This window comes from Pseudomonas sp. KH_040, assembly GCF_057839305.1.
In genome coordinates, this window is record NZ_CM174487.1 from 1241030 (window position 1) to 1267693 (window position 26664).

General features: G+C 60.5%; 23 protein-coding genes. 15 read left to right on the forward strand and 8 right to left on the reverse strand.

Features of this window, described 5'->3' with window-relative positions; all coding sequences use genetic code 11:
• Positions 1–124: 124 nt before the first annotated feature.
• From AC3IUF_RS05410 to AC3IUF_RS05440, 7 genes are all read right to left on the reverse strand, one after another.
• Positions 125–1549, reverse strand: coding sequence for a gamma-aminobutyraldehyde dehydrogenase (locus tag AC3IUF_RS05410; protein WP_007908949.1), 1425 nt, complete (start codon positions 1547–1549; stop codon positions 125–127).
• Between the two features lie 51 nt (positions 1550–1600).
• A complete protein-coding gene (locus AC3IUF_RS05415; protein ID WP_007908948.1) occupies positions 1601–2410 on the reverse strand; it encodes an ABC transporter permease in 810 nt (269 codons plus the stop codon).
• Positions 2400–3320: an ABC transporter permease gene (locus AC3IUF_RS05420; RefSeq protein ID WP_007908947.1), complete on the reverse strand. Its 921-nt coding sequence runs from the start codon at positions 3318–3320 to the stop codon at positions 2400–2402. The genes AC3IUF_RS05415 and AC3IUF_RS05420 overlap by 11 nt, the downstream gene beginning before the upstream one ends.
• 16 nt (positions 3321–3336) lie before the next feature.
• Positions 3337–4374, reverse strand: coding sequence for an ABC transporter ATP-binding protein (locus AC3IUF_RS05425; RefSeq protein ID WP_414894665.1), 1038 nt, complete (start codon positions 4372–4374; stop codon positions 3337–3339).
• A gap of 281 nt (positions 4375–4655) precedes the next feature.
• Positions 4656–5807 (reverse strand): putative ABC transporter substrate-binding protein YdcS, encoded by a 1152-nt coding sequence (gene ydcS / locus AC3IUF_RS05430; protein WP_123375684.1) that lies wholly within the window; start codon positions 5805–5807, stop codon positions 4656–4658.
• Positions 5808–5890: 83 nt separating this feature from the next.
• A complete protein-coding gene (locus tag AC3IUF_RS05435) occupies positions 5891–7348 on the reverse strand; it encodes a gamma-aminobutyraldehyde dehydrogenase (protein ID WP_414916573.1) in 1458 nt (485 codons plus the stop codon).
• Between the two features lie 131 nt (positions 7349–7479).
• The gene (locus AC3IUF_RS05440; RefSeq protein ID WP_007949637.1) at positions 7480–8394 is read right to left on the reverse strand and encodes a LysR family transcriptional regulator; all 915 of its coding nucleotides are present in this window, start codon (positions 8392–8394) and stop codon (positions 7480–7482) included.
• A 178-nt stretch (positions 8395–8572) separates the two neighbouring features.
• Between AC3IUF_RS05440 and AC3IUF_RS05445 the strand changes: the two genes are divergently transcribed.
• From AC3IUF_RS05445 to AC3IUF_RS05515, 15 genes are all read left to right on the forward strand, one after another.
• The gene (locus tag AC3IUF_RS05445) at positions 8573–9295 is read left to right on the forward strand and encodes a tellurite resistance TerB family protein (RefSeq protein ID WP_447783804.1); all 723 of its coding nucleotides are present in this window, start codon (positions 8573–8575) and stop codon (positions 9293–9295) included.
• Between the two features lie 367 nt (positions 9296–9662).
• Positions 9663–11285, forward strand: coding sequence for a methyl-accepting chemotaxis protein (locus AC3IUF_RS05450; RefSeq protein WP_095112550.1), 1623 nt, complete (start codon positions 9663–9665; stop codon positions 11283–11285).
• A complete protein-coding gene (locus AC3IUF_RS05455; RefSeq protein WP_007908934.1) occupies positions 11285–11821 on the forward strand; it encodes a chemotaxis protein CheW in 537 nt (178 codons plus the stop codon). The genes AC3IUF_RS05450 and AC3IUF_RS05455 overlap by 1 nt, the downstream gene beginning before the upstream one ends.
• Entirely contained in the window at positions 11818–13089 is a 1272-nt protein-coding gene (locus tag AC3IUF_RS05460) for a CheR family methyltransferase (protein ID WP_489280582.1), read from the forward strand. The genes AC3IUF_RS05455 and AC3IUF_RS05460 overlap by 4 nt, the downstream gene beginning before the upstream one ends.
• Positions 13086–13769: a chemotaxis protein CheW gene (locus tag AC3IUF_RS05465; protein ID WP_007908926.1), complete on the forward strand. Its 684-nt coding sequence runs from the start codon at positions 13086–13088 to the stop codon at positions 13767–13769. Before AC3IUF_RS05460 ends, AC3IUF_RS05465 begins: the two co-directional genes overlap by 4 nt.
• Positions 13766–16051 carry a hybrid sensor histidine kinase/response regulator gene (locus tag AC3IUF_RS05470; protein WP_489280584.1) on the forward strand — a complete coding sequence of 762 codons (2286 nt, stop codon included), beginning with the start codon at positions 13766–13768 and terminating at the stop codon, positions 16049–16051. Before AC3IUF_RS05465 ends, AC3IUF_RS05470 begins: the two co-directional genes overlap by 4 nt.
• The gene (locus tag AC3IUF_RS05475) at positions 16048–17058 is read left to right on the forward strand and encodes a chemotaxis response regulator protein-glutamate methylesterase (protein WP_007908919.1); all 1011 of its coding nucleotides are present in this window, start codon (positions 16048–16050) and stop codon (positions 17056–17058) included. The genes AC3IUF_RS05470 and AC3IUF_RS05475 overlap by 4 nt, the downstream gene beginning before the upstream one ends.
• Positions 17059–17106: 48 nt before the next feature.
• On the forward strand, positions 17107–18108 hold the full coding sequence (locus AC3IUF_RS05480; RefSeq protein WP_007908918.1) for a response regulator: 1002 nt from the start codon (positions 17107–17109) through the stop codon (positions 18106–18108).
• Between the two features lie 456 nt (positions 18109–18564).
• Positions 18565–19660, forward strand: a protein-coding gene (gene prfB / locus AC3IUF_RS05485; RefSeq protein WP_102358477.1) for a peptide chain release factor 2 whose coding sequence is annotated in 2 segments (ribosomal slippage) — positions 18565–18636 and positions 18638–19660 — 1095 coding nt in all. Because the reading frame shifts where the segments join, the coding sequence is not laid out codon by codon here.
• Positions 19661–19774: 114 nt separating this feature from the next.
• Positions 19775–21277 carry a lysine--tRNA ligase gene (gene lysS / locus AC3IUF_RS05490; RefSeq protein WP_463542455.1) on the forward strand — a complete coding sequence of 501 codons (1503 nt, stop codon included), beginning with the start codon at positions 19775–19777 and terminating at the stop codon, positions 21275–21277.
• Between the two features lie 105 nt (positions 21278–21382).
• Complete coding sequence (locus AC3IUF_RS05495) at positions 21383–22096, forward strand: TetR/AcrR family transcriptional regulator (protein WP_007908909.1); 714 nt, start codon at positions 21383–21385, stop codon at positions 22094–22096.
• A 157-nt stretch (positions 22097–22253) separates the two neighbouring features.
• The gene (locus tag AC3IUF_RS05500; protein WP_007908908.1) at positions 22254–22808 is read left to right on the forward strand and encodes a hypothetical protein; all 555 of its coding nucleotides are present in this window, start codon (positions 22254–22256) and stop codon (positions 22806–22808) included.
• A 51-nt stretch (positions 22809–22859) separates the two neighbouring features.
• Positions 22860–24110 carry a flavohemoglobin expression-modulating QEGLA motif protein gene (locus AC3IUF_RS05505; protein WP_176091693.1) on the forward strand — a complete coding sequence of 417 codons (1251 nt, stop codon included), beginning with the start codon at positions 22860–22862 and terminating at the stop codon, positions 24108–24110.
• 165 nt (positions 24111–24275) lie between these two features.
• Positions 24276–25181 (forward strand): alpha/beta hydrolase, encoded by a 906-nt coding sequence (locus AC3IUF_RS05510; RefSeq protein WP_489280587.1) that lies wholly within the window; start codon positions 24276–24278, stop codon positions 25179–25181.
• Positions 25178–25507: a PA3694 family proteiin gene (locus AC3IUF_RS05515; RefSeq protein WP_007908903.1), complete on the forward strand. Its 330-nt coding sequence runs from the start codon at positions 25178–25180 to the stop codon at positions 25505–25507. The genes AC3IUF_RS05510 and AC3IUF_RS05515 overlap by 4 nt, the downstream gene beginning before the upstream one ends.
• 345 nt (positions 25508–25852) lie before the next feature.
• Here the strand turns inward: AC3IUF_RS05515 and lptF are convergent, their stop codons facing one another.
• Complete coding sequence (gene lptF / locus AC3IUF_RS05520) at positions 25853–26641, reverse strand: lipotoxin F family OmpA-related lipoprotein LptF (RefSeq protein ID WP_007908901.1); 789 nt, start codon at positions 26639–26641, stop codon at positions 25853–25855.
• Between the last annotated feature and the right edge of the window lie 23 nt (positions 26642–26664).

Consider the following 26664-nt stretch of genomic DNA (forward strand, 5'->3'; position numbering starts at 1 on the left):
AAGCCTGGTGGTGAATCGCCGACATCGTCCGTGTGTCGCGGAAAAGATCGCAGCCTGCGGCAGCTCCTACAGAAGAGCGGTGTCCATCATGTAGGAGCTGCCGCAGGCTGCGATCTTTTCGCTGTTAATGCTTGAACATCACATGCCGAACCGTGGTGTAGTCCTCCAGCCCATACATGGACATGTCTTTCCCGTAGCCGGACAATTTCTGACCGCCATGGGGCATTTCGCTGACGAGCATGAAGTGCGTGTTCACCCACGTGCAGCCGTACTGCAAGCGTGCCGACATGCGATGCGCGCGTCCTACATCCGCCGTCCATACAGAGGAGGCGAGGCCGTAGTCCGAATCGTTGGCCCACTCCAGCGCCTGCGCTTCATCGGTGAACTTGGTCACGGAAACTACTGGCCCAAACACTTCGCGACGGACAATCTCGTCGTCCTGCTGCGCATCGGCCAAAACGGTTGGTTCAAAGAAGAACCCGTTACCGTCGACAGCCTTGCCACCAGTGATCAAACGAATGTGCGACTGCGCCACGGCACGCTCGACAAACCCGGCAACACGGTCGCGATGTTGTGCAGTGATCAACGGCCCCAGTTCGGTCGACGGATCATCCTGCAAGCCATACTTGATGCTGCTGACCGCCGCGCCGAGTTTCTCGACGAACTTGTCGTAGATACCTTGCTGCGCATAAATCCTGCACGCGGCAGTGCAGTCCTGCCCGGCGTTGTAGAAACCGAAGGTGCGAATCCCTTCAACCGCCGCATTGATGTCGGCGTCGTCGAAGATGATTACCGGCGCCTTGCCGCCCAGCTCCATGTGCATGCGTTTGACGCTGTCGGCGGTGCTGGAAATGATGTTGGCACCGGTGGCGATGGAGCCGGTCAGGGAAACCATGCGCACTTTCGGATGGGTAACCAGCGGGCTGCCCACGGTAGGACCGCGACCAAACACCAGATTGAGTACACCGGCCGGGAAGATTTCTGACGCCAGTTCGGCCAGACGCAACGCGGTCAGCGGGGTTTGTTCCGACGGCTTGAGCACTACGGTATTACCCGCGGCCAGCGCCGGGGCAATTTTCCAGGCGACCATCATCAGCGGGTAGTTCCACGGCGCGATGGAGGCAATCACGCCGACCGGATCGCGGCGGATCATCGAGGTGTGGCCGGGCAGGTATTCGCCAGCGGCCGAACCGCTCATGCAACGGCTGGCACCGGCGAAGAAACGGAACACGTCGGCAATCGCCGGAATCTCGTCGTTGAGCGCGGCGCTGTAGGGTTTGCCGCAGTTGTCGGATTCCAGTTTGGCCAGTTCTTCGCCGTGGGCTTCGATGGCGTCGGCGAGTTTGAGCAGCAGCAGCGAACGGTCTTTCGGCGCGGTTTGCGACCAGTCGGCGAAAGCGTTGTCGGCGGCGCGCACGGCGGCATCGACCTGGGCTTCGCTGGCTTCGTTGATTTCTACCAGGACTTCGCCGAGCGAGGGATTGAGCACCGGTTGCGCCGGGCCTTCGCCGTTGACCAGTTGGCCGTTGATCAAGAGTTTGGTTTGCATGTCTGTTGTCCTCACTAATACTTTTATTGTTCTGCCGAAACCGTTATTCGGTTATTTGCCGCCGCTGCCGGCGACGCTCTCGCCACCACGCGTCAGGTAATACGCGCCGAGGATTGGCAGCATCGTCACCATCATCACCAGCATGGCGACGACGTTGGTCACCGGTACATCCCGTGGCCGGCTCAGTTGGTTAAGTAGCCACAACGGCAACGTGCGTTCATGCCCGGCGGTGAACGTGGTAACGATGATTTCGTCGAACGACAGCGCAAACGCCAACATGCCGCCGGCCAGCAACGCCGAGCCGAGGTTGGGCAGGATGATGTAGCGAAAGGTCTGCCAGCCATCGGCGCCGAGATCCATCGAGGCCTCGATCAAACTGTGCGAAGTACGGCGCAGGCGGGCGATGACGTTGTTGTAGACGATCACCACACAGAAGGTCGCGTGGCCGACGATGATGGTGAACATCCCCGGCTCGATCCCCAGCGTCTTGAACGTCGCCAACAGTGCGATCCCGGTGATGATCCCCGGCAGCGCAATCGGCAAAATCAGCATCAGCGAGATGCCTTGTTTGCCGAAGAAATCCCGGCGGTACAACGCTGCTGAAGCCAAGGTGCCGAGGACCATCGCAATCAACGTGGCGATGGCTGCGATCTGCAACGAAAGCTTGATCGCCTCCAGAACATCCGGCCGCGAAAACGCCACACTGAACCAGTGCAACGTGAAGCCCTTTGGCGGAAAGCTGAACGCGGCTTCCTCAGTGTTGAAGGCGTAAAGGAAGATGATCAGGATCGGGAAGTGCAGAAACACCAGCCCGCCCCAGGCTGCGATTCGTAGCCCGATTGAAGCCCTTTCAGAGCGCATCGAAGGCCCCCAGTCGTTTGACGATGGACAGGTAAACCGCGATCAACACAATCGGCACCAACGTAAACGCGGCGGCCATCGGCATATTGCCGATCGCACCTTGCTGCGCGTACACCATGCTGCCGACGAAGTAACCTGGCGGCCCGACCAGTTGCGGCACGATGAAGTCGCCCAAGGTCAGCGAAAACGTGAAGATCGAACCGGCGGCGATGCCCGGAATCGACAGCGGCAAGATCACCTGCATAAAGGTCTGACGCGGCTTGGCCCCAAGGTCAGCGGAGGCCTGCAACAGCGACGGCGGCAGACGTTCCAGCGACGCCTGAATCGGTAGAATCATGAACGGCAGCCAGATATAAACGAACACCATGAACCGCCCCAGATGCGAGGTCGACAAGGTGCTGCCGCCCACTCCGGGAATCCCCAGAATGAACTGCAACACCGGCTCCAATCCAAGGTGCTGCACGAACCACTGCGCCACGCCGCCCTTGGCCAGCAGCAACGTCCACGCATACGCCTTGACGATGTAACTGGCCCACATCGGCATCATCACTGCGATGTAGAAAAACGCCTTGGTTTTGCCCGTGGTGTAGCGCGCCATGTAGTAGGCAATCGGGAACGCAACGATGGCGCTGGCGATCGACACGACGATGGCCATGCTCAGCGTGCGCAGGATGATGTCGAAGTTCGACGGCTGAAACAGCGCGGCAAAATTCGCCAGGGTCAGGTCCGGCGTGACCGCCATGGTGAAGTCGTCGAAGGTGTAGAAACCCTGCCACAACAGCACCAGCAGCGAGCCGAGGTAGATCGCGCCAAACCACAGCAGCGGCGGCACCAGCAGCATCGACAAGTACAGGTTGGGCTTGCGGTAGAGCAGGTTGGAAAACCGGCGCAACGGCGGCGATGCAGTCATCGCGAGCATGCTCATGTCACACCCCGCTCGCCACGTTATCGTGCAGCGGGATCATCGCTTCCCGCGCCCAACGCGCGCTCAGACGCTGGCCGGTCTGGTGCTGTGCGCTGCTGTCGATCCATTGATTGTTGGCGTGGCTGATGCTCAGGGTCTGACCGTTATCCAGCTTCAATTCATAACGCGTGGCGCTGCCCTGATACTGGATGTCGTGGAGCAGACCGCTGACTTCGATTTCGTGACTGGCCAGCGGGCCTTCGGCAAAACGCACATGTTCCGGACGGATCGAAAACGGCTGCGGATGGCCGCTGATTTGGCGGGCCAGATCGCCGCGAATCACGTTCGAGGTGCCGACGAATTCAGCCACGAATGTGGTGGTCGGTTTCATGTACAGATTGCGCGGCGTGTCGACTTGTTCGATGCGGCCCTTGTTGAACACGGCGACGCGATCGGACATCGACAGCGCTTCGGTTTGATCGTGAGTGACGAAGATGAAGGTGATGCCGAGCTGGCGTTGCAGCTTCTTCAATTCGCTTTGCATTTGTTCGCGCAGTTTCAGATCGAGCGCGCCCAAAGGCTCATCGAGCAACAGCACGCGCGGACGATTGACCAAGGCGCGAGCGAGGGCCACGCGCTGGCGCTGACCGCCGGACAACTGCACCGGTTTGCGTGCGCCGTAACCGCCGAGGGCGACCATGTCCAAAGCTTCTTCGGCGCGTTTGTGCCGCTCGGTTTTGCCGACGCCTTTGACCTTCAATCCGTAGGCGACGTTGTCGAGGACGTTCATGTGCGGGAACAGCGCGTAGTCCTGAAACACCGTGTTGACGTCACGTTGATACGGCGGCAACCCGGCCGCTTCGGCGCCGTGGATGCGGATCGAGCCGGCGCTCGGTTGTTCGAACCCGGCGATCAGGCGCAGGCACGTGGTTTTGCCCGAGCCGGAAGGGCCGAGCATGGAAAAGAACTCGCCGTCCTCGATATCGATGGAAACCCGGTCAACGGCCTTCACTTCGCCGAACTGCCGGGAAACGTTGGTGAACTGGACTGCAAGCGTCATGGTGCGGTGCTCCGGTAAAACGGGCTTTCAAAAAAGTCGTGTGTGCGTCGAAAAGATCGCAGCCAGCGGCAGCTCCTACAGTAGGTGTGCAGGGCGCTGAAATTGCTTTTAGCACCCTCTCCCTCCGGGAGAGGGTGGGGGGTGAGGGTGGCTTTATTGGCCGTTGCCCTTCAATCAAGAGCAAAGGCAAAAGCTACCCCCTCACCCCAGCCCTCCCGAAACGTCGGACCGCCCCCAGGGGGGCGAGGGGGAAAGGGAGCTAGACCGAGGTGCTCCCGGGCTTAGCGGCCGCCCATGATCGCAATGTAGTCCTGGGTCCAGCGGCTATACGGCACAAACTTGCCACCCTCAGCCTGCGGGGTTTTCCAGAAGGCGATCTTGTCGAACTGGTCGAAACCGTTGGTCTTGCAACCTTCAGCGCCGAGCAATTCGCTCTCCTTGCACGCCGCTGGCACCGCCGGCAACGAACCAAACCACGCCGCCACATCACCCTGGACTTTCGGTTTCAGCGACCAGTCCATCCACTTGTACGCGCAGTTCGGGTGTTTGGCCTCGGCGTGCAGCATCGTGGTATCGGCCCAACCCGTAGCGCCTTCTTTCGGAATGGTCGAAGCAATCGGCTGCTTCTCGTTCATCAAACCGTTGACCTGATACGGCCAGGCACTCGACGCCACCACGCCTTCGTTTTTGAAGTCGCTCATCTGCACCGTGGTGTCGTGCCAGTAGCGGTGGATCAGCGGCTGCTGCGCGCGCAACAGGTCGAGCACGGCTTTGTACTGATCTTCGGTGAGTTGGTACGGATCCTTGATGCCCAATTCGGGCTTGGTCGATTTCAGATACAACGCCGCATCGGCGATGTAGATCGGCCCGTCATAGGCCTGCACGCGGCCCTTGTTCGGCTTGCCGTCGGGCAGATCCTGCGCGGCAAACACCACGTTCCAACTGCTCGGCGCGGTCTTGAATACGTTGGTGTTGTACATCAGCACGTTCGGGCCCCACTGGTACGGGGTGCCGTAAGTCTGGTTGTTGACCACGTACCACGGCGCGTCTTTCAGGCGCGGGTCGAGGGTGTTCCAGTTCGGGATCAACGCAGTGTTGATCGGTTGCACACGCTTGCCGACGATCAACCGCAGCGAGGCATCGCCCGACGCGGTGACCAGGTCGTAACCGCCCTTAGCCATCAGGCTGACCATTTCGTCGGAGGTCGCAGCGGTCTTCACATTGACCTTGCAGCCGGTTTCTTTTTCGAAACCGGTGACCCAGTCGTAAGCCTTGTCGCTCTCGCCACGTTCGATGTAACCCGGCCACGCAACGATATCCAGCTGACCTTCGCCAGCACCGACAGCCTTTAACGGCTCGGCCGCTTGCAGGCTGGCGCTGGCCAGCAGGGCCGTGGTGATTGCACTGAGCAGTGCGGTCTTGTGCACGAACATGGTTGAACCCTCTTCTTCAAATTATGGTCGGGGCAGTTGTGAACGCGGTGAAGCATGCCGTTGTCGGCTTGTTATTAGCGTAGTCAGAGATGCTGGCCGTGGCGGGCCATGATGTGCCGCACCACGCTGTAGTCCTGCAGCGAATCACTGGATAAGTCTTTGCCGTAACCGGAGCGTTTCAGCCCGCCGTGGGGCATTTCGCTGACCAGCATGAAATGGCTGTTGATCCACGTGCAGCCGTACTGCAGGCGCGCGGCGACTTGCATCGCCTTGTCCAGGTTCTGTGTCCAGACCGACGAGGCGAGGCCATACTCGGAGTCGTTGGCCCAGTCGACGGCCTGCGCGAGTTCGTCGAAACGGGTCACGGTGACCACCGGGCCGAACACTTCGCGCTGAACGATTTCGTCGCTTTGTTTGCAACCGGCGAGCAGCGTCGGTTGATAGTAGAAACCGGCACCGGAATGCACCGCCGCACCGGTCACCCGCTCGATGTGTGGTTGGCCGAGTGCGCGCTCGACAAAACTGGCTACGCGGTCGCGTTGGCGGGTGCTGATCAGCGGCCCGATTTCGTTGTCGGCGTCACGTTTGCCGGCGAAGCGCAGGCTGCTGACGGCGGCGCCGAGTTCGGCGACCAATTTGTCGTGAATCCCGGCCTGCGCGTAGATCCGGCAGGCGGCGGTGCAGTCTTGGCCAGCGTTGTAGTAACCGTAGGTGCGCACGCCTTCGACCACGGCCTGAATGTCAGCGTCGTTGCAGACGATTACCGGGGCTTTGCCGCCGAGTTCGAGGTGCGTGCGTTTCAGGGTTTTCGCGGCGGCCTGGAGGATTTTCTGCCCGGTGACGATATCGCCGGTCAGCGAGACCATGCGCACTTTGGCGTGACCGACCAAATGGCTGCCGACGCCTTCGCCACCCCCGCAGATAATGTTGATTACCCCGCGCGGGAGGATTTCGGCCAGCGCTGGCGCCAGCGCGAGGATCGACAGCGGCGTGTGCTCGGAGGGTTTGAACACCAGCGTGTTGCCGGCGGCGAGGGCCGGGGCGATTTTCCACGCGGCCATCATGATCGGGTAATTCCACGGCGCAATCGAGGCGACCACGCCAATCGGATCGCGACGAACCATGCTGGTGTAACCCGGCAGGTATTCACCGCTGAGCTGACCGGTCTGGCAGCGCACGGCGCCGGCGAAGAAGCGGAATACATCGACGGTCGCGGTCAGATCGTCCTGACGCGCCAGGTGCAGCGGCTTGCCGCAGTTCAGCGATTCGAGGCGGGCGAGGTGATCGGCGTGTTTTTCCACGGCGTTGGCAATCTCGAGCAACAGGTTGGAACGTTGCTGCGGTGTGGTGCGCGACCATTCGGCAAAGGCGCGGTGGGCGGCGAGGATGGCGGCTTCGACTTGCTCGGTGCTGGCCTCGGCGATGTGCGTGAGGATCTCACCGGTGGCCGGGTTAAGAATCGGCTCGACAAAACCTTCCCCAGCGACCAATTCGCCGTCGATCAACAACGCGGTACACATCGGGGTCTGCGCGCCAGCCATCTTCCGCGATCTCTTTTCTTGTGTGGCCATTGTTGCTCCCTGATATCGGGAGCCGACCGTCTTATAGATGCAGCAAGACTAGTGCGCGGCTCCGAGGTCGACAAATTCTAAATACTGAAGGCTGCGTTCGATTAAATAGATGGCTTGCGTCCGCCGTGGGGTTGTTCACGGGCTACGGTCAGGAATGGGTCGACCAATGCCGGGCGCGCGGTGCCACGACGCCAGGCCAGACCAACGTCGAGGGTCTGGTTGAGGTCGGCGATCGGACGCGCTTCGATGATGTCGCCCTCCAGTGACCACGGGCGATAAGTCATGTCCGGTTGAATCGACACGCCCAAACCGGCGGCGACCAGACTTCGTACAGCCTCGGTGGACGCGGTTCGCAGAGTGATCTTCGGTTGCAGCCCGGAACCGCGCCAGAAACGCTGGGCATTGCGATCCATCTCATCGACGTTCAGTTGAATCAGCGGTTCGCGGGCAACGTCGGCGAGGTTGATGCTGTCGTGTTCCAGCAGCGGATGCTGGGCTGGCAGCCACAAACGGTGTGGTGAGTGGGTCAGTACTTCAGTTTGCAAAGCGTGACGATCTTCGAGGTTGGAGAGGATCAGCACGCCGACATCAATCTCGCCGCTGACCAGCAAATGCTCGATGTAGGGGCGTTCGTCTTCCATCACACGGATCTCGACATTGGGATACGCGCGCTGAAAACGGGTGAGCAGATCCGCGAGGTAATAACCGGCGACCAGACTGGTCACGCCGACGATCAACTGCCCGGCGACCTGATCGGTACTCTGTTGCAGGCTGCGCTTGGCGTTGTCGACGGTCGCGAGAATCAGGTGCGCCTGACGCAGGAATTGATGACCTTGATGCGTCAGGGTCATGCCCTTGGCGTGGCGGCTGAACAGGCTGACGCCGATTTCCTCTTCCAGTTGCTGGATCGCCAGCGTCAGAGTCGATTGGGAAATGAATGCAGTTTGCGCGGCGGCGGAGATCGAGCCGGTCTCGGCCACGGCGATGAAATGACGAATCTGACGCAAGGTCATCATGAGAAGGGGTACCCAGTGGGCGGTTTTTATAGATTGGCCTGAGTGTATATCTATTTTTGCGAACGGCTTGGGCGTACTGAGCAACATCTGGAAGCACACTCGCGGGCCGGGCTGGGGCACTTTCGAACTAGGCTGAGGGCCTTATAGATCCGGATAACCCCTGTTTTGGAGGCGGAACATGAACACCCGTGGATTGCTCGATCAACTGCTTAAATCTGGCCAGGATCTGTTGCAGAACAAGGCTGGCGGAACGCACAACAAACCGGCGGCCGGTGGCTTGGGCGGTTTGCTCGGCGGTTCTTCAGGCACTGGCGGCCTCGGCAGTCTTTTGTCCGGCGCAGGTGGTGGCGCGTTAGCTGCTGGCGCGATGGGCTTGTTGCTCGGTAACAAGAAAGTGCGCAAGGTCGGCGGTAAAGTCGCGATCTACGGCGGGCTGGCCGCGCTGGGCGTACTGGCCTACAAGGCCTACGGCAACTACAACGCGCAAAAAGGCACGGCCCCGCAACGCGAACCACAGACCCTCGACCGTCTGCCTCCGGTGCAGGCCGAACAACATAGCCAGGCCATTCTCAAGGCGCTGGTCGCTGCCGCGAAGGCCGACGGCCACATCGATGACCGCGAGCGTCAACTGATCGAAGGCGAATTCACCAAACTCGACAACGATCAGGAGCTACAGAACTGGCTCCACGCCGAACTCAACAAACCCCTCGACCCCACCGACGTCGCACGGGCCGCGAGCACGCCGGAGATGGCGGCAGAAATGTACATCGCCAGTGTAATGCTGGTGGATGAGGAGAACTTCATGGAGAAGTCATATCTGGATGAACTGGCGCGCCAGTTGAAGCTGGAGCCAGGTTTGAAGGTGGAGCTGGAGAAGCAGGTGCGGCTGGCCTCTGTGTAGAGACAGCGTGCTTTAACAATCGCAACCCCCTGTGGGAGCGAGCCTGCTCGCGAAAGCGCCGGGTCAGACGACATCGATGTTGACCGTTCCGGCCTCTTCGCGAGCAAGCTCGCTCCCACAGGTTATTCCGGCGTGCACGGAGCCTGCTCGCGATGATGTTTCAGCCTCACTGCATACGCCATGGCCGATCTATCGCCTCCTTTTGCCATTACCCCACTGGCACGCCCACCCGCAATTGTCGGACAGTCCCAGCCCAGAGCCCTCCCGCGACCAAGGCGGACAGGCCCGAGGGTTACAAAGCGTCTTATAAATGAAACACCGCCCTCGGCTATACTCCCCGCATTTCGACTAGGCACGAGGAATCACTGTGAAGAACTGGACGTTGCGCCAACGCATTTTGGCGAGCTTTGCGGTGATTATCGCCATCATGTTGCTGATGGTCGTCGTTTCGTATTCACGGCTGTTGAAGATCGAGGTCAGTGAAAACAGCGTGCGTGATGACGCGATTCCCGGCGTCTATTACAGCTCGATGATTCGCGGCGCGTGGGTCGACAGCTATCTGCAGACTCAGGAACTGCTCGGGCTCAAGGAAGGTCAGGGGATTTCCAGCGAGGACGCGGCTGACTACAAGGCGTTCGAGGCGCGTCTGCAGGAGCAGATGGCCAACTATCGCAAAACCATGGCGACCGACGAGGATCGTGTCGAGTTCGCCGCGTTCGAGAAGTATCACGACGCCTACATCCAGATTCAGGATGCCGTGCTGGATCTGCACAAACGCAACCTGGAAGCGGACGCGGTCAGGATGTTCCACGACAAGCTCACGCCTGCCTGGTATTCCGGGCGCATGAAGCTCAACGACATCATCGGCGAAAACAAGACAGTCGCCGATCAGGCCATGAACAATATCGACGATGCCGTGGCCGCAGCCAAAGTCAGCATGTTCATTTCCCTGTTGGTCGCTGTCCTCGCCGCTGGCCTGTGCGGTCTGTTGCTGATGCGCGCAATCATGGCGCCGATGAACCGCATTGTGCAGATCCTCGAAACCATGCGCACCGGTGACCTCAGTTCGCGTCTGAACCTCGATCGCAAGGACGAATTCGGCGCCGTCGAAACCGGCTTCAACGACATGATGACCGAGCTGACCGCGCTGGTGTCGCAAGCCCAGCGCTCCTCGGTGCAGGTGACCACTTCGGTGACCGAGATCGCCGCCACCTCCAAGCAACAACAAGCCACCGCCACCGAAACCGCTGCCACCACTACCGAAATCGGCGCGACGTCGCGCGAGATCGCCGCCACCTCGCGCGACTTGGTGCGCACCATGACCGAAGTGTCCACCGCCGCCGATCAGGCCTCAGTGCTGGCCGGCTCCGGCCAGCAAGGTCTGGCGCGCATGGAGGACACCATGCACTCGGTGATGGGCGCGGCCGATCTGGTCAACGCCAAACTGGCGATCCTCAATGAGAAGGCCGGCAACATCAACCAAGTGGTGGTGACCATCGTCAAGGTCGCGGACCAGACCAACCTGTTGTCGCTCAACGCGGCGATTGAAGCCGAGAAGGCCGGTGAATACGGTCGCGGCTTTGCCGTGGTCGCCACGGAAGTTCGGCGTCTGGCGGATCAGACCGCCGTGGCCACTTACGACATCGAGCAAATGGTTCGCGAGATCCAGTCGGCGGTGTCGGCGGGTGTGATGGGCATGGACAAGTTCTCCGAAGAAGTACGCCGTGGCATGTCCGAAGTGCAGCAGGTTGGCGAGCAGCTGTCGCAGATCATCCATCAGGTGCAGGCGCTGGCGCCGCGGGTGTTGATGGTCAACGAGGGCATGCAGGCGCAGGCCACCGGTGCCGAGCAGATCAACCACGCGCTGGTGCAGTTGGGGGATGCCAGCAGCCAGACCGTCGAGTCGTTGCGTCAGGCCAGTTTCGCCATCGACGAACTGAGCCAGGTGGCCGTCGGGCTGCGCAGCGGCGTTTCGCGATTCAAAGTCTGATGAGTGAAATCATCGCCAAACGCAGCGCCGCGCAGGTGGCGAAGCCGGCGTTGTTCCTGCTGTTTCGCATCGGTAGCGAACGTTACGCCCTGCGCGCTACTGAAGTCGCCGAAGTGTTGCCGCGCCTGCCGTTGAAGCCGATCGCGCGGGCGCCGCAATGGGTTGCCGGTGTGTTCGCTTATCGCGGTGCGGTAGTCCCGGTAATCGACCTCAGCGCATTGACCTTTGGCCATCCCGCTCAGGCGCGTACCAGCACGCGTCTGGTGCTGGTCAATTTCCAGCCTGATCAGTCGCAACCGGCGCAATGGCTTGGGCTGATTCTGGAACAGGCCACCGACACCCTGCGTTGCCATCCGCAAGAGTTTCAGCCTTACGGCCTCGACAACCGCGAGGCGCCTTACCTCGGCCCGGTGCGTGAAGATGCGCAGGGATTGGTGCAATGGGTACGGGTCAATGATTTGCTCGATGACGCCGTGCGTACTTTGCTGTTCCCCGATCCGCCGTTGAATCCGGCGCAGCTTGAGGCGCAGCCATGAGCGGCGATCAACGTTTTTTCGACTTTCTCAAGGAGCGCATCGGCCTCGATGTGACGTCGGTGGGCCCGGCGATCATTGAGCGCGCGGTGCGTCAGCGCACCACGCTCTCGCAAGCGGCGCATGCCAATGAGTATTGGCAGTTGCTGCAAGGCTCGCGGGATGAACAACAAGCGTTGATCGAAGCGGTGATCGTTCCCGAGACATGGTTTTTCCGCTACCCGGAATCTTTCGCGACGCTGGGCAAACTCGCCCGCAAACGCCTTGGCGAACTGAACAACATGCGTGCCTTGCGCATCCTCAGCCTGCCGTGTTCCACCGGCGAAGAACCGTATTCGATTGCCATGGCCTTGCTCGATGCCGGGCTCAAGCCTCATCAGTTCAAGGTCGACGGCATGGACGTCAGTCCGCTGTCGGTGGAGAAGGCGCGGCGCGCGTTGTACGGCAAGAATTCGTTTCGCGGTCAGGATCTGGACTTTCGCGAACGGCATTTCACCCCTGAGCAGGACGGCCATCGGGTCAACGAGAACGTGCGTGAGCAAGTGCGTTTGCAGGTCGGCAACGTGCTCGATCCGACGCTGCTGGCCAGTGAGCCGGCGTTCGATTTCGTGTTCTGCCGCAACCTGCTGATCTATTTCGATCAGCCGACGCAAAAACTGGTGTTCGAGGTGCTCAAGCGCCTGACGCACTTCGATGGCGTGCTGTTTATCGGCCCGGCCGAGGGCAGTCTGCTCGGGCGGTTGGGCATGCGTTCGATCGGCATCCCGCAATCCTTTGCCTTCAGTCGCCACAGTGAGCCGCATCCCGAACCGCTGCCGACAGCCAAACCGATCGCGGTGCCGATCAGCCAACCGCAGCGCAGCACGCCGCCAGCGCCGGTGCGCAATCGACCGTTTGCTGCCGTAACACCACTGCCAATCGCCAGCAAAAGCGCGAACCCGGACGCGGCGACGTTGCTGGCCAACATCGCTGCACTGGCTAACGAAGGCAAAAGCGCCGAAGCCCGGGCGGCGTGCGAACAGTATTTGCGCAGCCACGAGCCGGTGGCCCAAGTCTTTTACTGGCTCGGCTTGCTCAGCGATGTCGCCGGCCTGACCCTCGAAGCCCAGGGTTTCTACCGCAAGGCGTTGTACCTCGAACCGCAACATCCCGAAGCGTTGATGCACCTGGCCGCATTGCTGCAGGCCCAGGGCGACAGCGTCGGTGCCAGACGATTGCAGGAGCGCGCCGCCCGCAGCGGGCGCACCGCCGACAGTGAGCGTAAACGATGATCCCGTCCGACACCTTGAACGTCACCCACGAAGACGCCCGGGCCATCGACGATTGCTGGAACCGCATCGGCATTCATGGCGACAAGTCCTGTCCGCTGCTTGAAGACCACATTCATTGCCGCAATTGCTCGGTGTATTCCGCCGCTGCCACGCGCTTGCTCGACCGTTATGCGTTGCAGCAGGACGAGCGCGACCCGGTGGCGACTGCCGTAGAAAGCGATGTGAAAACCCGCTCGTTGCTGATGTTCCGTCTCGGCGAAGAATGGCTGGGTCTGGCGACGCGCAGCCTTGTTGAAGTGGCGCCGTTGCAGGCGATTCACTCGTTGCCGCACCAGCGCTCGCGCGCCTTGCTCGGTGTGGCCAATGTACGCGGCGCGCTGGTGGCGTGCCTGTCGCTGGTTGAGTTGCTTGATCTGGATGGCAACTCGGCGCCAGCCACAGGCGCGAGAATCATGCCGCGCATGTTGATCATTGCCGCCCATGGCGGACCGGTGGTGGTGCCGGTGGATGAGGTCGACGGCATTCATGCCATCGATGAACGCATTCTCGATGCGGCTTCGCAATCCGGCGCGCAAGCCAGTGCCAAATACACCCGTGGTGTTCTGCAATATCGGGGTCGCAGCCTGCGTTGGCTGGATGAAGAACAGCTGTTGTCCGCCGTGACCCGGAGCCTGACATGACCCCCGAGCAAATGCGCGACGCCTCGCTGCTGGAGTTGTTCAGCCTCGAAGCCGAAGCCCAGACCCAAGTGCTCAGTGCCGGATTGCTGGCGCTGGAACGTAACCCGAGCCAGGCCGATCAACTGGAATCGTGCATGCGCGCGGCGCACTCGCTCAAAGGTGCGGCGCGGATTGTCGGCATCGACAGCGGTGTCAGCGTTGCGCATGTCATGGAGGATTGCCTGGTCAGTGCGCAGGAAGGGCGGTTATTGCTGCGCCCCGAGCACATTGATGCGCTGTTGCAGGGCACCGATTTGCTGATGCGCATTGCCACGCCAGCGAATGCTCCGCAACCGGCTGACATCGAAGCGTATGTGGCGTTGATGGCGCAGTTGCTGGATCCATCGTCCGCGACTGCTGTCGCAGCGCCAGTCATGGCCGAATTGCAACTGCAAGCTCCGCGAGTTGAGCCGGCGCCGCCAGCGCCCGTCATCGACGTTGCGAGTGAGACGCCAGAGCCAGCGCCACGCAAAAACAAACGCACTACCGAAGGTGGCGAACGCGTCTTGCGCGTTACCGCCGAGCGCCTGAACAGCCTGCTCGATCTGTCGAGCAAATCGCTGGTGGAAACCCAACGCCTGAAACCGCACCTGGCGACCATGCAACGCCTCAAGCGCATGCAGAACAACGGCCTGCGCGCGTTGGAAAACCTCAACGTGCACCTCAAGGAACACGCGCTGAGCCTTGAAGCGCTGGAAGCCCTGGAAGACGCGCGCCGTTTGCTCGCCGAATCCCAGCAACTGCTGAGCGAGAAAAACGCCGAACTCGACGAATTCGCCTGGCAGGCCAGCCAACGCGCGCAAGTGCTCTACGACACGGCGCTGGCCTGTCGCATGCGGCCCTTCGCCGATGTGCTCACCGGTCAGGTGCGCATGGTGCGGGATCTGGGTCGCAGCCTCGGCAAACAGGTACGCCTGGAGATCGAAGGCGAGAAAACCCAGGTCGACCGCGACGTGCTGGAGAAACTCGAAGCACCGCTGACTCATTTGTTGCGCAACGCCGTCGATCACGGCATCGAAACCCCGGAGCAACGGCTGCTCAAGGGCAAGCCTGAAGAGGGCCTGATCCGCCTGCGCGCCTCGCATCAGGCCGGTCTGCTAGTGCTGGAATTGAGCGATGACGGCAACGGCGTCGACCTGGAAAAAGTCCGCCGCAGCATTGTCGAGCGGCAGTTATCCCCAGCGGAAACGGCGGCGCAGTTGAGCGAGGAAGAACTGCTGACCTTCCTCTTTCTGCCCGGTTTCAGCCTGCGCGACACAGTCACCGAAGTGTCCGGGCGGGGCGTCGGCCTCGATGCCGTTCAACACATGGTTCGCCAGTTGCGCGGCGCCGTAGAGTTGGAGCAGACCGCAGGCGAGGGCAGTCGCTTTCACCTCGAAGTGCCGTTGACCTTGTCGGTGGTGCGCAGTCTGGTGGTGGAGGTCGGTGAAGAGGCGTACGCCTTCCCACTGGCGCACATCGAACGCATGTGCGACCTGGCCCCGGAAGACATCGTGCAGGTCGAGGGCCGTCAGCATTTCTGGCACGAGGGCCAGCACGTCGGCCTGGTCGCGGCCAGCCAGTTGCTCAACCGCCCGGCCAGCCAGAACAGTGGCGAAACCCTCAAAGTCGTGGTGATCCGCGAGCGCGATGCAATTTATGGCGTTGCCGTAGAGCGTTTCATTGGCGAGCGCACGCTGGTGGTCTTGCCACTCGACGAGCGGCTGGGCAAAGTGCAGGACATCTCCGCCGGCGCCCTGCTCGACGATGGCTCGGTAGTGCTGATCGTCGACGTCGAAGACATGTTGCGTTCGGTGGACAAACTGCTCAATACCGGGCGCCTTGAACGCATCGCCCGTCACGGCAATCAAGCCGCCGAAGCCGCGCGCAAACGCGTGCTGGTGGTCGACGATTCGCTGACCGTGCGCGAACTGCAACGCAAACTGCTGCTCAATCGCGGCTACGACGTTGCGGTGGCGGTGGACGGCATGGACGGTTGGAACGCACTGCGTTCGGAGGACTTCGATTTGCTGATCACCGACATCGACATGCCGCGCATGGACGGCATCGAACTGGTAACTCTGCTGCGCCGCGACAATCGCCTGCAATCGCTGCCGGTGATGGTCGTGTCGTACAAGGATCGCGAAGAGGATCGCCGCCGTGGCCTCGATGCCGGCGCTGACTATTATTTAGCCAAAGCCAGTTTTCATGACGACGCCCTGCTCGACGCAGTGGTCGAGCTTATTGGAGGAGCGCGGGCATGAAGATCGCAATCGTCAACGACATGCCCATGGCGGTGGAGGCCCTGCGCCGGGCGCTGGCCTTCGAGCCGGCGCATCAGGTGGTCTGGGTCGCCCGCAACGGCGCCGAGGCGGTGCAACTGTGCGCCGAAAACACCCCGGATCTGATCCTGATGGACCTGATCATGCCGGTGATGGACGGCGTCGAAGCCACCCGCCGGATCATGGCCGAAACCCCGTGTGCCATTGTCATCGTGACCGTCGACCGCCAGCAGAACGTGCATCGGGTCTTTGAAGCCATGGGCCACGGCGCGCTGGATGTGGTCGATACTCCGGCACTCGGCGCCGGCGACGCTCGGGAAGCCGCCGCGCCGTTGCTGCGCAAGATCCTCAATATTGGCTGGCTGATCGGCGAGAAGCCCACGCGTTCGCGGCCGGCGCCACCGGCCCAGCGCAGTTCCGCTTCGTGCCAGCGGCTGGTGGCGATTGGCTCGTCGGCTGGTGGGCCGGCGGCGCTGGAAGTCCTGCTCAAAGGCTTGCCGAAGGATTTTTCGGCAGCCATTGTGCTGGTGCAGCACGTCGATCAGGTGTTCGCCGCCGGCATGGCCGAATGGCTGGCCAGCGCCAGCGGCCTCGATGTGCGTCTGGCCCGCGAGGGCGAACCGCCGCAAGCCGGCGCGGTGCTGCTGGCCGGCACCAATCACCATATTCGCTTACTGAAAAACGGCACGCTGGCCTACACCGCCGAGCCGGTCAACGAAATCTATCGGCCCTCGATCGATGTGTTTTTCGAGAGTGTCGCCAGCTATTGGAATGGCGACGCCGTCGGGGTTTTATTGACCGGGATGGGGCGCGACGGGGCGCAAGGGCTTAAGCTCATGCGTCAGCAGGGTTACCTGACCATCGCGCAGGATCAGCAAAGCAGTGCGGTGTACGGCATGCCCAAGGCTGCTGCGGCGATTGATGCCGCGGTTGAAATCCGTGCACTGGAAAAGATAGCGCCACGATTGCTGGAGGTTTTCCCCAAATGAACAGGTTTATCGGCAATCCTGGCCCCCGCAGTACACAGGTGACCGCCCATGAATGACTTACAGATCGACGACATTAAAACCGACGAAAACGCCGCCATGGTGTTGTTGGTGGATGATCAGGCGATGATCGGCGAAGCGGTGCGCCGTGGGCTGTCGAATCAAGAAAACATCGACTTCCACTTCTGCTCCGACCCGCAGCAGGCCATCGCGCAGGCCGTGCGGATCAAGCCGACGGTGATTCTGCAGGATCTGGTGATGCCCGGCCTCGATGGCCTGAGCCTGGTGCGCGAATACCGCAATCACCCGGCGACCAAGGACATTCCGATCATCGTCCTGTCGACCAAGGAAGACCCGCTGATCAAGAGCGCGGCGTTCTCCGCCGGCGCCAACGATTATCTGGTGAAACTGCCGGACACCATCGAACTGGTGGCGCGCATCCGCTATCACTCGCGCTCGTACATGACGCTGCTGCAACGCGACGCGGCGTATCGCGCGCTGCGGGTCAGCCAGCAGCAATTGCTCGACACCAATCTGGTGCTGCAACGGCTGATGAACTCCGATGGCCTGACCGGGCTGTCCAACCGTCGGCACTTCGACGAATACCTGGAACTGGAATGGCGCCGCTCGTTGCGCGATCAGAGCCAGCTGTCGTTGTTGATGATCGATGTCGATTACTTCAAGTCCTACAACGACAGCTTTGGCCATGTTGAAGGCGACGAAGCGCTGCGCAAGGTCGCCACGGCGATCCGTGACGCCAGCGCGCGACCGTCGGATCTGCCGGCGCGTTATGGCGGGGAAGAGTTTGTGCTGGTGCTGCCGAACACCTCGCCGGGCGGTGCGCGGCTGGTGGCGGAGAAACTGCGGCAGACCGTGGCATCCTTGAAAATTCCGCACAACACCCCGGCGGAAGGGGCGAGCCTGACCATCAGTATTGGTCTGGCGACGATGGTGCCGCAGGCGGGTAGTGATTGTCGCTTGCTGATTTCGGCGGCGGATCGTGGCCTTTATCTGGCTAAAAACAACGGTCGTAACCAGGTCGGGATCGAATAACGGCTTTCCCTCATCGGAACGCCGCCCGCCCAGCCCTCTCCCGGAGGGAGAGGGGGCCGAGCGAGGTGTCTGGCGCTGTACATCGACCTGATCGACCGAGTTGATTATGGATCTTCAGGCTTGGCGATTCCGGATTCAGCAAAGCCATTTCAAGTCGGCGTGCCTCCCGAACATCCCCCAATCGGTCCCCTCTACCTCTAGGAGAGGGCTAGGGTGAGGGCAGGCCCATACGCCAATTTCTGCTTGAAATCCTTGGCGATCATGGAATCGGCAAAGCCCTTTCAGTTCGGCGTATCTCTCAAATATCCCCCAATCGGTCCCCTCTACCTCTGGGAGAGGGTTAGGGTGAGGGCAAAGGTTTTAATGATCCCCACACCCGCCAGACGGGCTGCCGTGACAGCCTGATTACGTTATACTCGCCGGCTTTCAAAAGTTCGCCAACGAGTGCTGCCCGTCATGGAAATCAACCCGATCCTGAACACCATCAAGGACCTGTCCGAGCGCTCCGAAACTATTCGGGGGTATCTTTGACTACGATCAAAAGCATGAGCGTCTGACTGAAGTCAATCGCGAGCTTGAAGATCCGAGTGTCTGGAACAAACCTGAATACGCCCAGGAGCTGGGCCGCGAGCGTTCGGCGCTGGCGCAGATCGTCGATACCCTCGATGAACTGAACGCCGGCCTGGCCGATTGCCGCGATCTGCTGGACATGGCCGTCGAAGAAAACGACGAAGGCGCAGTGGGCGATGTCGTCGCCGAGCTGGCCCGTCTCGAGGAAAATCTGGCCAAGCTGGAATTCCGCCGCATGTTCAGCCATGAAATGGACCCGAACAACGCCTACCTGGATATCCAGGCCGGTTCCGGCGGCACCGAAGCCCAGGACTGGGCCAACATCCTCCTGCGCATGTACCTGCGCTGGGCGGATAAACGCGGTTTCGACGCGACCATCATGGAACTGTCGGCCGGTGAAGTCGCCGGTATCAAAGGTGCGACCGTGCACATCAAGGGCGAATACGCCTTTGGCTGGCTGCGTACCGAAATCGGCGTGCACCGTCTGGTGCGCAAGAGCCCGTTCGACTCCGGCAACCGTCGCCACACCTCGTTCTCCGCGGTGTTCGTCTCGCCAGAGATCGACGACAAGGTCGAAATCGAAATCAACCCGGCAGACCTGCGAATCGACACCTATCGTTCTTCGGGTGCCGGTGGTCAGCACGTAAACACCACCGACTCGGCCGTACGTATCACTCACGTACCGACCAACACCGTGGTCAGCTGCCAGAACGAACGTTCCCAGCACGCCAACAAGGACACCGCCATGAAAATGCTGCGGGCCAAGTTGTACGAGCAGGAAATGCAGAAACGCAACGCCGCATCGCAAGCGCTGGAAGACACCAAATCCGACATCGGCTGGGGTCACCAGATTCGCTCGTACGTGCTCGATGCGTCGCGGATCAAGGATCTGCGCACCAACATCGAACGCAGCGACTGCGACAAGGTACTCGACGGCGACATCGACGAATACCTGTATGCCAGCCTGAAATCGGGCCTGTAAAAGACGCAATACAGCATCGGCTGCTTCAACCCGATCCCTGTAGGAGCCAGCCCTGCTGGCGATCCCCGGGCCGCAAGGTCCGGGGGCAACGAACCTGATGGAATATCTAAAGACATGAGCGACCAACAACTCGACCCGCAAGCCCTGCAACAGGAAGAAAACTCCCTGATCGCCCTGCGCAAGGAAAAGCTGGCTGCCGAGCGCGCCAAGGGCAATGCCTTCCCGAACGACTTCCGCCGCGAAAACTACTGCGAAGAACTGCAGAAGAAATACGCGGACAAGACCAAGGAAGAGCTGGCAGAGGCTGCAATCCCGGTCAAGGTTGCCGGTCGCATCATGCTCAACCGTGGTTCGTTCATGGTGATCCAGGACATGACCGGTCGCATCCAGGTCTACGTCAACCGTAAAACCCTGTCGGAAGACACCCTGGCCGCGGTGAAAACCTGGGACATGGGCGACATCATTGCTGCCGAAGGCACCCTGGCGCGTTCCGGCAAGGGCGACCTGTATGTTGAAATGACCAGCGTGCGTCTGCTGACCAAATCGCTGCGTCCGCTGCCGGACAAGCACCACGGCCTGACCGATACCGAACAGCGCTACCGTCAGCGTTACGTTGACCTGATCGTCAACGAAGACGTGCGTCAGACCTTCCGCGTCCGTTCGCAAGTGATCGCGCACATCCGCAGCTTCCTGATGAAGCGCGACTTCCTCGAAGTCGAAACGCCGATGCTGCAGACCATTCCGGGCGGCGCTGCGGCCAAGCCGTTCGAAACCCACCACAACGCGCTGGACATGGAAATGTTCCTGCGTATCGCCCCTGAGCTGTATCTGAAGCGTCTGGTGGTCGGTGGTTTTGAAAAGGTTTTCGAGATCAATCGCAACTTCCGTAACGAAGGCGTCTCGACTCGGCACAACCCTGAATTCACCATGTTGGAGTTCTACCAGGCTTACGCCGACTACGAAGACAACATGGACCTGACCGAAGAACTGTTCCGTGAGCTGGCGCAGCTGGTGCTGGGCAGCACCGACGTGCCGTACGGCGACAAGGTGTTCCACTTCGGCGAGCCGTTCGTGCGTCTGTCGGTGTTCGACTCGATCCTCAAGTACAACCCTGAGCTGACTGCCGATGATCTGAACGACATCGACAAGGCCCGCGCCATCGCCAAGAAGGCCGGTGCCAAGGTGCTGGGCTTCGAAGGTCTGGGCAAGCTGCAGGTGATGATTTTCGAAGAGCTGGTCGAGCACAAACTGGAACAGCCGCACTTCATCACTCAGTACCCGTTCGAAGTCTCGCCGCTGGCTCGTCGCAACGATGACAACCCGAACGTCACCGACCGTTTCGAGCTGTTCATCGGTGGCCGTGAAATCGCCAACGCCTACTCCGAGTTGAACGACGCGGAAGACCAGGCCGAGCGCTTCATGGCGCAGGTGGCCGACAAGGACGCCGGCGACGACGAAGCCATGCACTACGACGCCGACTTCGTTCGCGCGCTGGAGTACGGCATGCCGCCAACGGCCGGTGAAGGCATCGGCATCGACCGTCTGGTGATGTTGCTGACCAACTCGCCGTCGATCCGCGATGTGATCCTGTTCCCGCACATGCGACCGCAAGCGTAAACGTTTCAGTTAAAAAGCCGCCTAAAACAGGCGGCTTTTTATTGCCTGTCTGGTACAAATGTATCAATTGGTTAATTTTGCAATAGCAGAGGAAGTTCTGTCGTGATGGGTGCAATAGCTCAAGAGGGTGCAGCGGGTATCGCCACTGCGGTCGCTGAAAGTGTTCAGTACCAGGGTCGCAAGGCCAGCCGACAGGGCAGTGAGCAGCGTCGCCAGGACATTCTCGACGCCGCGATGCGCATTGTCGTGCGCGACGGCGTGCGCGCCGTGCGCCATCGTGCAGTGGCCGCCGAGGCAGGTGTGCCGCTGTCGGCGACCACGTATTACTTCAAGGACATCGATGACCTGCTCACCGATACCTTCGCCCAATACGTTGAACGCAGCGCGGCGTACATGGCCAAGTTGTGGGTCAACAATGAAGGTCTGTTGCGTGACATGGTCGTCAGTGGCGACGGCAGCCCGGAGTCGCGCTCGCAACTGGCGGACGATATTGCGCGGCTGATGGCCGACTATGTGCACCGGCAGTTGATTAACCGGCGTGAGCATTTGATGGCCGAACAGGCATTCCGTCAGGAGGCGTTGCTTAACCCGCGCCTGGCGATTTTGGTGCGTTCACATCAGCAGATTCTGTTGCAGGGTACCTGCCAGTTGTTCCAGGTGTTGGGCTCGCGTGAACCGCAGCAAGATGCCAAGGTGTTGACGGCGATTATCGGACGGATGGAATATCAGGGCCTGCTCAACGACGCCGAGCCTTTGGCCGAAGAGGACATGCTCGGCATTCTGACGCGGTATATGCACCTGGTGCTCGCGTCGGTCTGACCACAAGATCGTTCCCACGCTCTGCGTGGGAATGCCGCCGGGGACGCTCCGCGTCCCTTCGTCGACATGACGCAGAGCGTCAGTGAATGCATTCCCACGCAGAGCTTGGGAACGATCGATCACCATGAGGGCGGCCAATGTTCATAGGGAGTATTGAATGAAAGCCTGGCGTGGCGTGCTGATCGCCTTGTCGTTCCTGCTGCTCAGTGGCTGTCTGGTGACGTTCAAGGAACCGCTGACCGCCAGCGAACCGGCGCCCAAAGGCCTGCTCGGCAAATGGTCGAGCACCAATGCCTGGGGCGAGCCGATGAACCTTGAGCTGACGCGCCTGGGCAACGATCGCTATCAGGCCGTCACGTACTTCAAGGCCAAACCCCACGAGCGTGAAGCCTATCCCTTCACCGTGTCGCGCCACGGCAGCCGCTGGTATCTGTCGGCGAAAGTGCCGGCGCGCTTCGGCGGCCACTTCACCATCGCCGGCTTCGAGCTCACCGACAAACACGAACTGGTGGTCTACAACCTCGATCTCGACCAGATCAATCAAGCGATCAACCAGAAAGCCCTCGACGGTCAGGTTTTCCAGACTGACGATGGCGACGGCGTACAGGTCGACAGCAACCTCGACAAGGTTTTTGCATACCTCGATGATCCGGCCAATTCCGATGTTTTCGTGGAAGCCGTGCGCTACCAGCGTCAGGCCCGCGCCAAATAATTCAGTTTTCTACAGGAGTTTCGGGTGGACGATTACCAGCAGACGATACGCATGTTGTCCGACCGCATTGTGCTGGCGCAGACGCCGATCCGTGTGCTCGACGCGGTCAAGTGGGACGAGAACATCCGCAAGGGTTTCCTCAAGGCCAAAGGCAAGGAAATGCCCGCCGTCGATCGCGACTACTACCTCAATCGGCCGCTGAGTTTCGATTCGAGCAAGGTCAAGCTGGAGTTCCAGAACATTGAGCGCGACATCACCCGCCAGCTCGGCCAGTTCAACCCGGTCGGGCAGATCATGCGCCGTATGTGCAAGGAATACCGCATGGTGGTGCGCATGCTTGAAGCGCGTGGCACCGAGGATTTCGGCCTGATTTCGCAGGAACTGTACGGCGCCGCCTCCGATGCATTCCACGCCGGTGACCCAACGCTGGCCGACCTCGGCCTGATGATGTCCGACTACCTGAACAACATTGATGGCCGTGGCGACCTCAAGGACGAGCCGAAAATTCTCACCGCCAAAGACGCGGTGCACTTGCTGCAGACCCGTCTGAACAAAGTGTTCGGCGAGGCCGAGGAAACCATCCGCGTGTTCGAGTCCGACGGCATCGTTGCCGACGCGGCGGCCGGCGCCGACTACATCAAGATCCGCACCGACGCGATGTTCAACGATCGCGACGTACGCGCGCTGGAAGTCCACGAAGGCCTGGTGCACGTCGGCACCACGCTCAACGGGCTGAACCAGCCGATCTGCACCTTCCTGTCCAAAGGCCCACCGTCGTCGACGGTGACCCAGGAAGGCCTGGCGATCCTGATGGAAATCATCACGTTCGCCTCCTACCCGAGTCGCCTGCGCAAACTGACCAACCGCACCCGCGCCATTCACATGGTCGAGGAGGGCGCCGACTTCCTGCAGATCTTCGAGTTCTTCCGCGAGCAGGGCTTTGAGATGGCGGAAAGTTACGGCAACGCCAGTCGGGTTTTCCGTGGATCGACACCGACCGGGCTGCCATTTACCAAAGACTTGTCCTACCTCAAGGGTTTTATCATGGTTTACAACTACATTCAGTTGGCCGTGCGTAAGGGCAAGCTTGAGCAGATTCCGTTGTTGTTCTGCGGCAAGACCACACTGGAAGACATGCGGACCTTGCGCCAGCTGGTGGATGAAGGATTGGTGGTGCCGCCGAAATACCTGCCGGATCAGTTCCGCGATTTGAATGCGTTGTCGGCGTGGATGTGTTTCTCCAACTTCCTCAATCACTTGAGCCTGGACCGGATCGAAGCGGATTACTCCAATATTCTTTGAACAACCAATATCCCCTGTGGGAGCTGGCTTGCCAGCGATTGCATTCTGTCAGTCAATATTGATGTTGGCTGACCCACCGCCATCCCTGGCAAGCCAGCTCCCACAGGGTTATTTGTTTTTCTCTGAATCGTTTGTTTGCCAATTTCTTTTGCGAGGTTTCACCGGATGAGAATCCTCGGCATCTTCTGCCTGCTCCTGACCCTCGGCGGTTGCAGTTCGCTGTTGTTCTACCCCGAGCCGGGCCAGATCTTTACCCCGGAAAAAGCCAAGCTCGAATACCGGACGGTAACTTTGGTTACCGCTGATGGCTTGAAGCTCAACGCCTGGTGGCTACCGGCGAAACCCGGTGTCGAAGTCAAAGGCACCGTCCTGCACCTGCACGGCAACGGCGGTAACCTGCCGATGCACCTCGGTGGCAGTTGGTGGCTGCCGAAAAACGGCTATCAAGTGCTGCTGGTCGACTATCGCGGTTATGGCCTGTCCGAGGGCGAGCCGAGTTTGCCGGCGATCTATCAGGACATCGACGCTGCGTTTGCCTGGCTCGACAAGGCGCCCGAGGTCAAAGGCAAGCCGCTGATTCTGCTCGGTCAGAGCCTCGGCGGTTCGATGGCCGTGCATTGGCTGGTGCAGCATCCCGAACGGCAGAAACAACTCAAGGCTTTGGTGCTCGACGGCGTGCCCGCGAGCTATCGCAGTGTCGGCCAATATGCTCTCAGCACTTCGTGGCTGACCTGGCCATTTCAGGTACCACTGTCGTGGCTGGTGCCGGATGGCGACAGCGCGATCAAGTCGATGCCGCAACTCAACGGCGTGCCGAAGCTGATCTTCCACAGCATCGACGATCCGCTGGTCCCGCTTTCCAACGGCATCCGTCTGTATCAAGCTGCGCCGCCACCGCGTGTGCTGCAACTGACCCGTGGCGGTCATGTGCAGACCTTCGGCGACCCGGTGTGGCGTCAGGTCATGCTGCGCTACCTCGACGATCCCGAGCATTTCAACGGCCTGCGCCGTCTCGGCGAAATCCCCAATTACCCGACACCCCCGAATTCTGAAGATGAGAGTCCGCAATGACTGAAGAACGCAACGCCATCCCGCTGATCATCACCGGTATCTGCAGCATCCTCGGCACCGTCGGGGCGCTGTGGTACTACGGCTACCTGCACTTCGCCAAACCCGAGGATGCGTTGCTGCTCAATGAATTCACCATGCTCAAGACCGTGCCGGGCGAAGACTACAAGGTCTCGCTCGACCCGGCGGCGCAAGTGGCGCAGTGCATTGATGGCGTGTTGGTGTTGTTCGATACCGAGCAGAAAGGTTTGACCGGTGTGCTGATTAACGCCCAGAAGAAAGCCGTGCGTTGCATGGGTGAGGAGACTCCGCAGAAGCTGGAACAGTGATTCTGCAGGTTCAGCCCTCACCCTAACCCTCTCCCAGGGGGAGAGGGGACTGACCGAGGTGTTCTTTCGAGTTACGCCGACCTGATCCACCGAGTCGAACGCAAATGTGAAAACACCACAAATCGGCCCCCTCTCCCTCGGGAGAGGGCTGGGGTGAGGGGCTGCGATATCAGCCAGCACAAAAAGCCCCGCCTGATCCATCGTGTCGAACACAAATTCTGAAAGCACCACAAATCGGCTCCCTCTCCCTCGGGAGAGGGCTGGGGTGAGGGGGCGCGATTTCAGCCCGCACAAAAAAGCCCCGCCTGATCACTCAGGCGGGGCTTTTGCGTTACAGCAGGGCGCTTAGTTCGAGCTGACCGCCGAACGTGGCATCACTGGCTGGTTGTCGTTGGAAATGGTCACTTCCACGCGACGGTTCATTGCACGACCGGAAGCGCTGCCGTTTTCGGCAACCGGGTATTCCTTGCCGTAGCCTTGGGTGACGATACGCGCTGGATCAACGCCCATTTTCACCAGTGCGGTGCGCACGGAGTTGGCGCGACGCTCGGACAGCGACTGGTTGTGGCTGGCTGTACCGGTGCTGTCGGTGTAACCCTCGACGATCACTTTGCGATCCGGGTTTTCCTGGAGGAATTGCGCCAGTTTGTTGATGTTCACCAGGCCGCTGGATTTAAGGTCGGCACGGTCGGTGGCGAACAGCACGTCACCGAAAGTCACCAGCGTACCGCGATCGGTCTGCTTGGCGTTCAGGCTGTCCTGCAGCTGTTTGATCTGCTGATCGCGAGCATCCAGACGCGCTTGAGCACGTTGGGCAGCTGCGTTCTTCAGATTGTTTTCAGCGGTGCGCAGGGCGATGGTCTGCTTGGCCACTTCCACACGCTGGTTGGTCAGGTAAGCCAGTTGGTCAACTTTGGCCGCGTCTTGTTTGTCCAGGTAAGCCTTGTCGGCCTTGTCCAGGTAATCGCTGGCGTCTTTGGTTTCCAGCGCCGCGACTTTGCTTGCCTGCGGGTTGGCTTGCAGGCCGGCGTAGTTGGTGCGCGCGTTTTCCAGATTCGGGTTAGGCGGAGTGGAGCAGGCAGCCAGAGCAACGCTTGCGGCCAGAAGAGCGGGGATCATCAGTTGCTTACGCATAATTTTCGTCCTTTCTATCGATA

Excerpts from the sequence above, each read along its gene's own strand:
- AC3IUF_RS05410 (WP_007908949.1), bottom strand. The coding sequence starts at position 1,549 with ATGCAAACCAAACTCTTGATCAACGGCCAACTGGTCAACGGCGAAGGC.
- AC3IUF_RS05415 (WP_007908948.1), bottom strand. The coding sequence starts at position 2,410 with ATGCGCTCTGAAAGGGCTTCAATCGGGCTACGAATCGCAGCCTGGGGC.
- AC3IUF_RS05420 (WP_007908947.1), bottom strand. The coding sequence starts at position 3,320 with ATGACTGCATCGCCGCCGTTGCGCCGGTTTTCCAACCTGCTCTACCGC.
- AC3IUF_RS05425 (WP_414894665.1), bottom strand. The coding sequence starts at position 4,374 with ATGACGCTTGCAGTCCAGTTCACCAACGTTTCCCGGCAGTTCGGCGAA.
- ydcS (WP_123375684.1), bottom strand. The coding sequence starts at position 5,807 with ATGTTCGTGCACAAGACCGCACTGCTCAGTGCAATCACCACGGCCCTG.
- AC3IUF_RS05435 (WP_414916573.1), bottom strand. The coding sequence starts at position 7,348 with ATGGCTGGCGCGCAGACCCCGATGTGTACCGCGTTGTTGATCGACGGC.
- AC3IUF_RS05440 (WP_007949637.1), bottom strand. The coding sequence starts at position 8,394 with ATGATGACCTTGCGTCAGATTCGTCATTTCATCGCCGTGGCCGAGACC.
- AC3IUF_RS05445 (WP_447783804.1), top strand. The coding sequence starts at position 8,573 with ATGAACACCCGTGGATTGCTCGATCAACTGCTTAAATCTGGCCAGGAT.
- AC3IUF_RS05455 (WP_007908934.1), top strand. The coding sequence starts at position 11,285 with ATGAGTGAAATCATCGCCAAACGCAGCGCCGCGCAGGTGGCGAAGCCG.
- AC3IUF_RS05460 (WP_489280582.1), top strand. The coding sequence starts at position 11,818 with ATGAGCGGCGATCAACGTTTTTTCGACTTTCTCAAGGAGCGCATCGGC.
- AC3IUF_RS05465 (WP_007908926.1), top strand. The coding sequence starts at position 13,086 with ATGATCCCGTCCGACACCTTGAACGTCACCCACGAAGACGCCCGGGCC.
- AC3IUF_RS05470 (WP_489280584.1), top strand. The coding sequence starts at position 13,766 with ATGACCCCCGAGCAAATGCGCGACGCCTCGCTGCTGGAGTTGTTCAGC.
- AC3IUF_RS05475 (WP_007908919.1), top strand. The coding sequence starts at position 16,048 with ATGAAGATCGCAATCGTCAACGACATGCCCATGGCGGTGGAGGCCCTG.
- AC3IUF_RS05480 (WP_007908918.1), top strand. The coding sequence starts at position 17,107 with ATGAATGACTTACAGATCGACGACATTAAAACCGACGAAAACGCCGCC.
- lysS (WP_463542455.1), top strand. The coding sequence starts at position 19,775 with ATGAGCGACCAACAACTCGACCCGCAAGCCCTGCAACAGGAAGAAAAC.
- AC3IUF_RS05495 (WP_007908909.1), top strand. The coding sequence starts at position 21,383 with ATGGGTGCAATAGCTCAAGAGGGTGCAGCGGGTATCGCCACTGCGGTC.
- AC3IUF_RS05500 (WP_007908908.1), top strand. The coding sequence starts at position 22,254 with ATGAAAGCCTGGCGTGGCGTGCTGATCGCCTTGTCGTTCCTGCTGCTC.
- AC3IUF_RS05505 (WP_176091693.1), top strand. The coding sequence starts at position 22,860 with ATGTTGTCCGACCGCATTGTGCTGGCGCAGACGCCGATCCGTGTGCTC.
- AC3IUF_RS05510 (WP_489280587.1), top strand. The coding sequence starts at position 24,276 with ATGAGAATCCTCGGCATCTTCTGCCTGCTCCTGACCCTCGGCGGTTGC.
- AC3IUF_RS05515 (WP_007908903.1), top strand. The coding sequence starts at position 25,178 with ATGACTGAAGAACGCAACGCCATCCCGCTGATCATCACCGGTATCTGC.
- lptF (WP_007908901.1), bottom strand. The coding sequence starts at position 26,641 with ATGCGTAAGCAACTGATGATCCCCGCTCTTCTGGCCGCAAGCGTTGCT.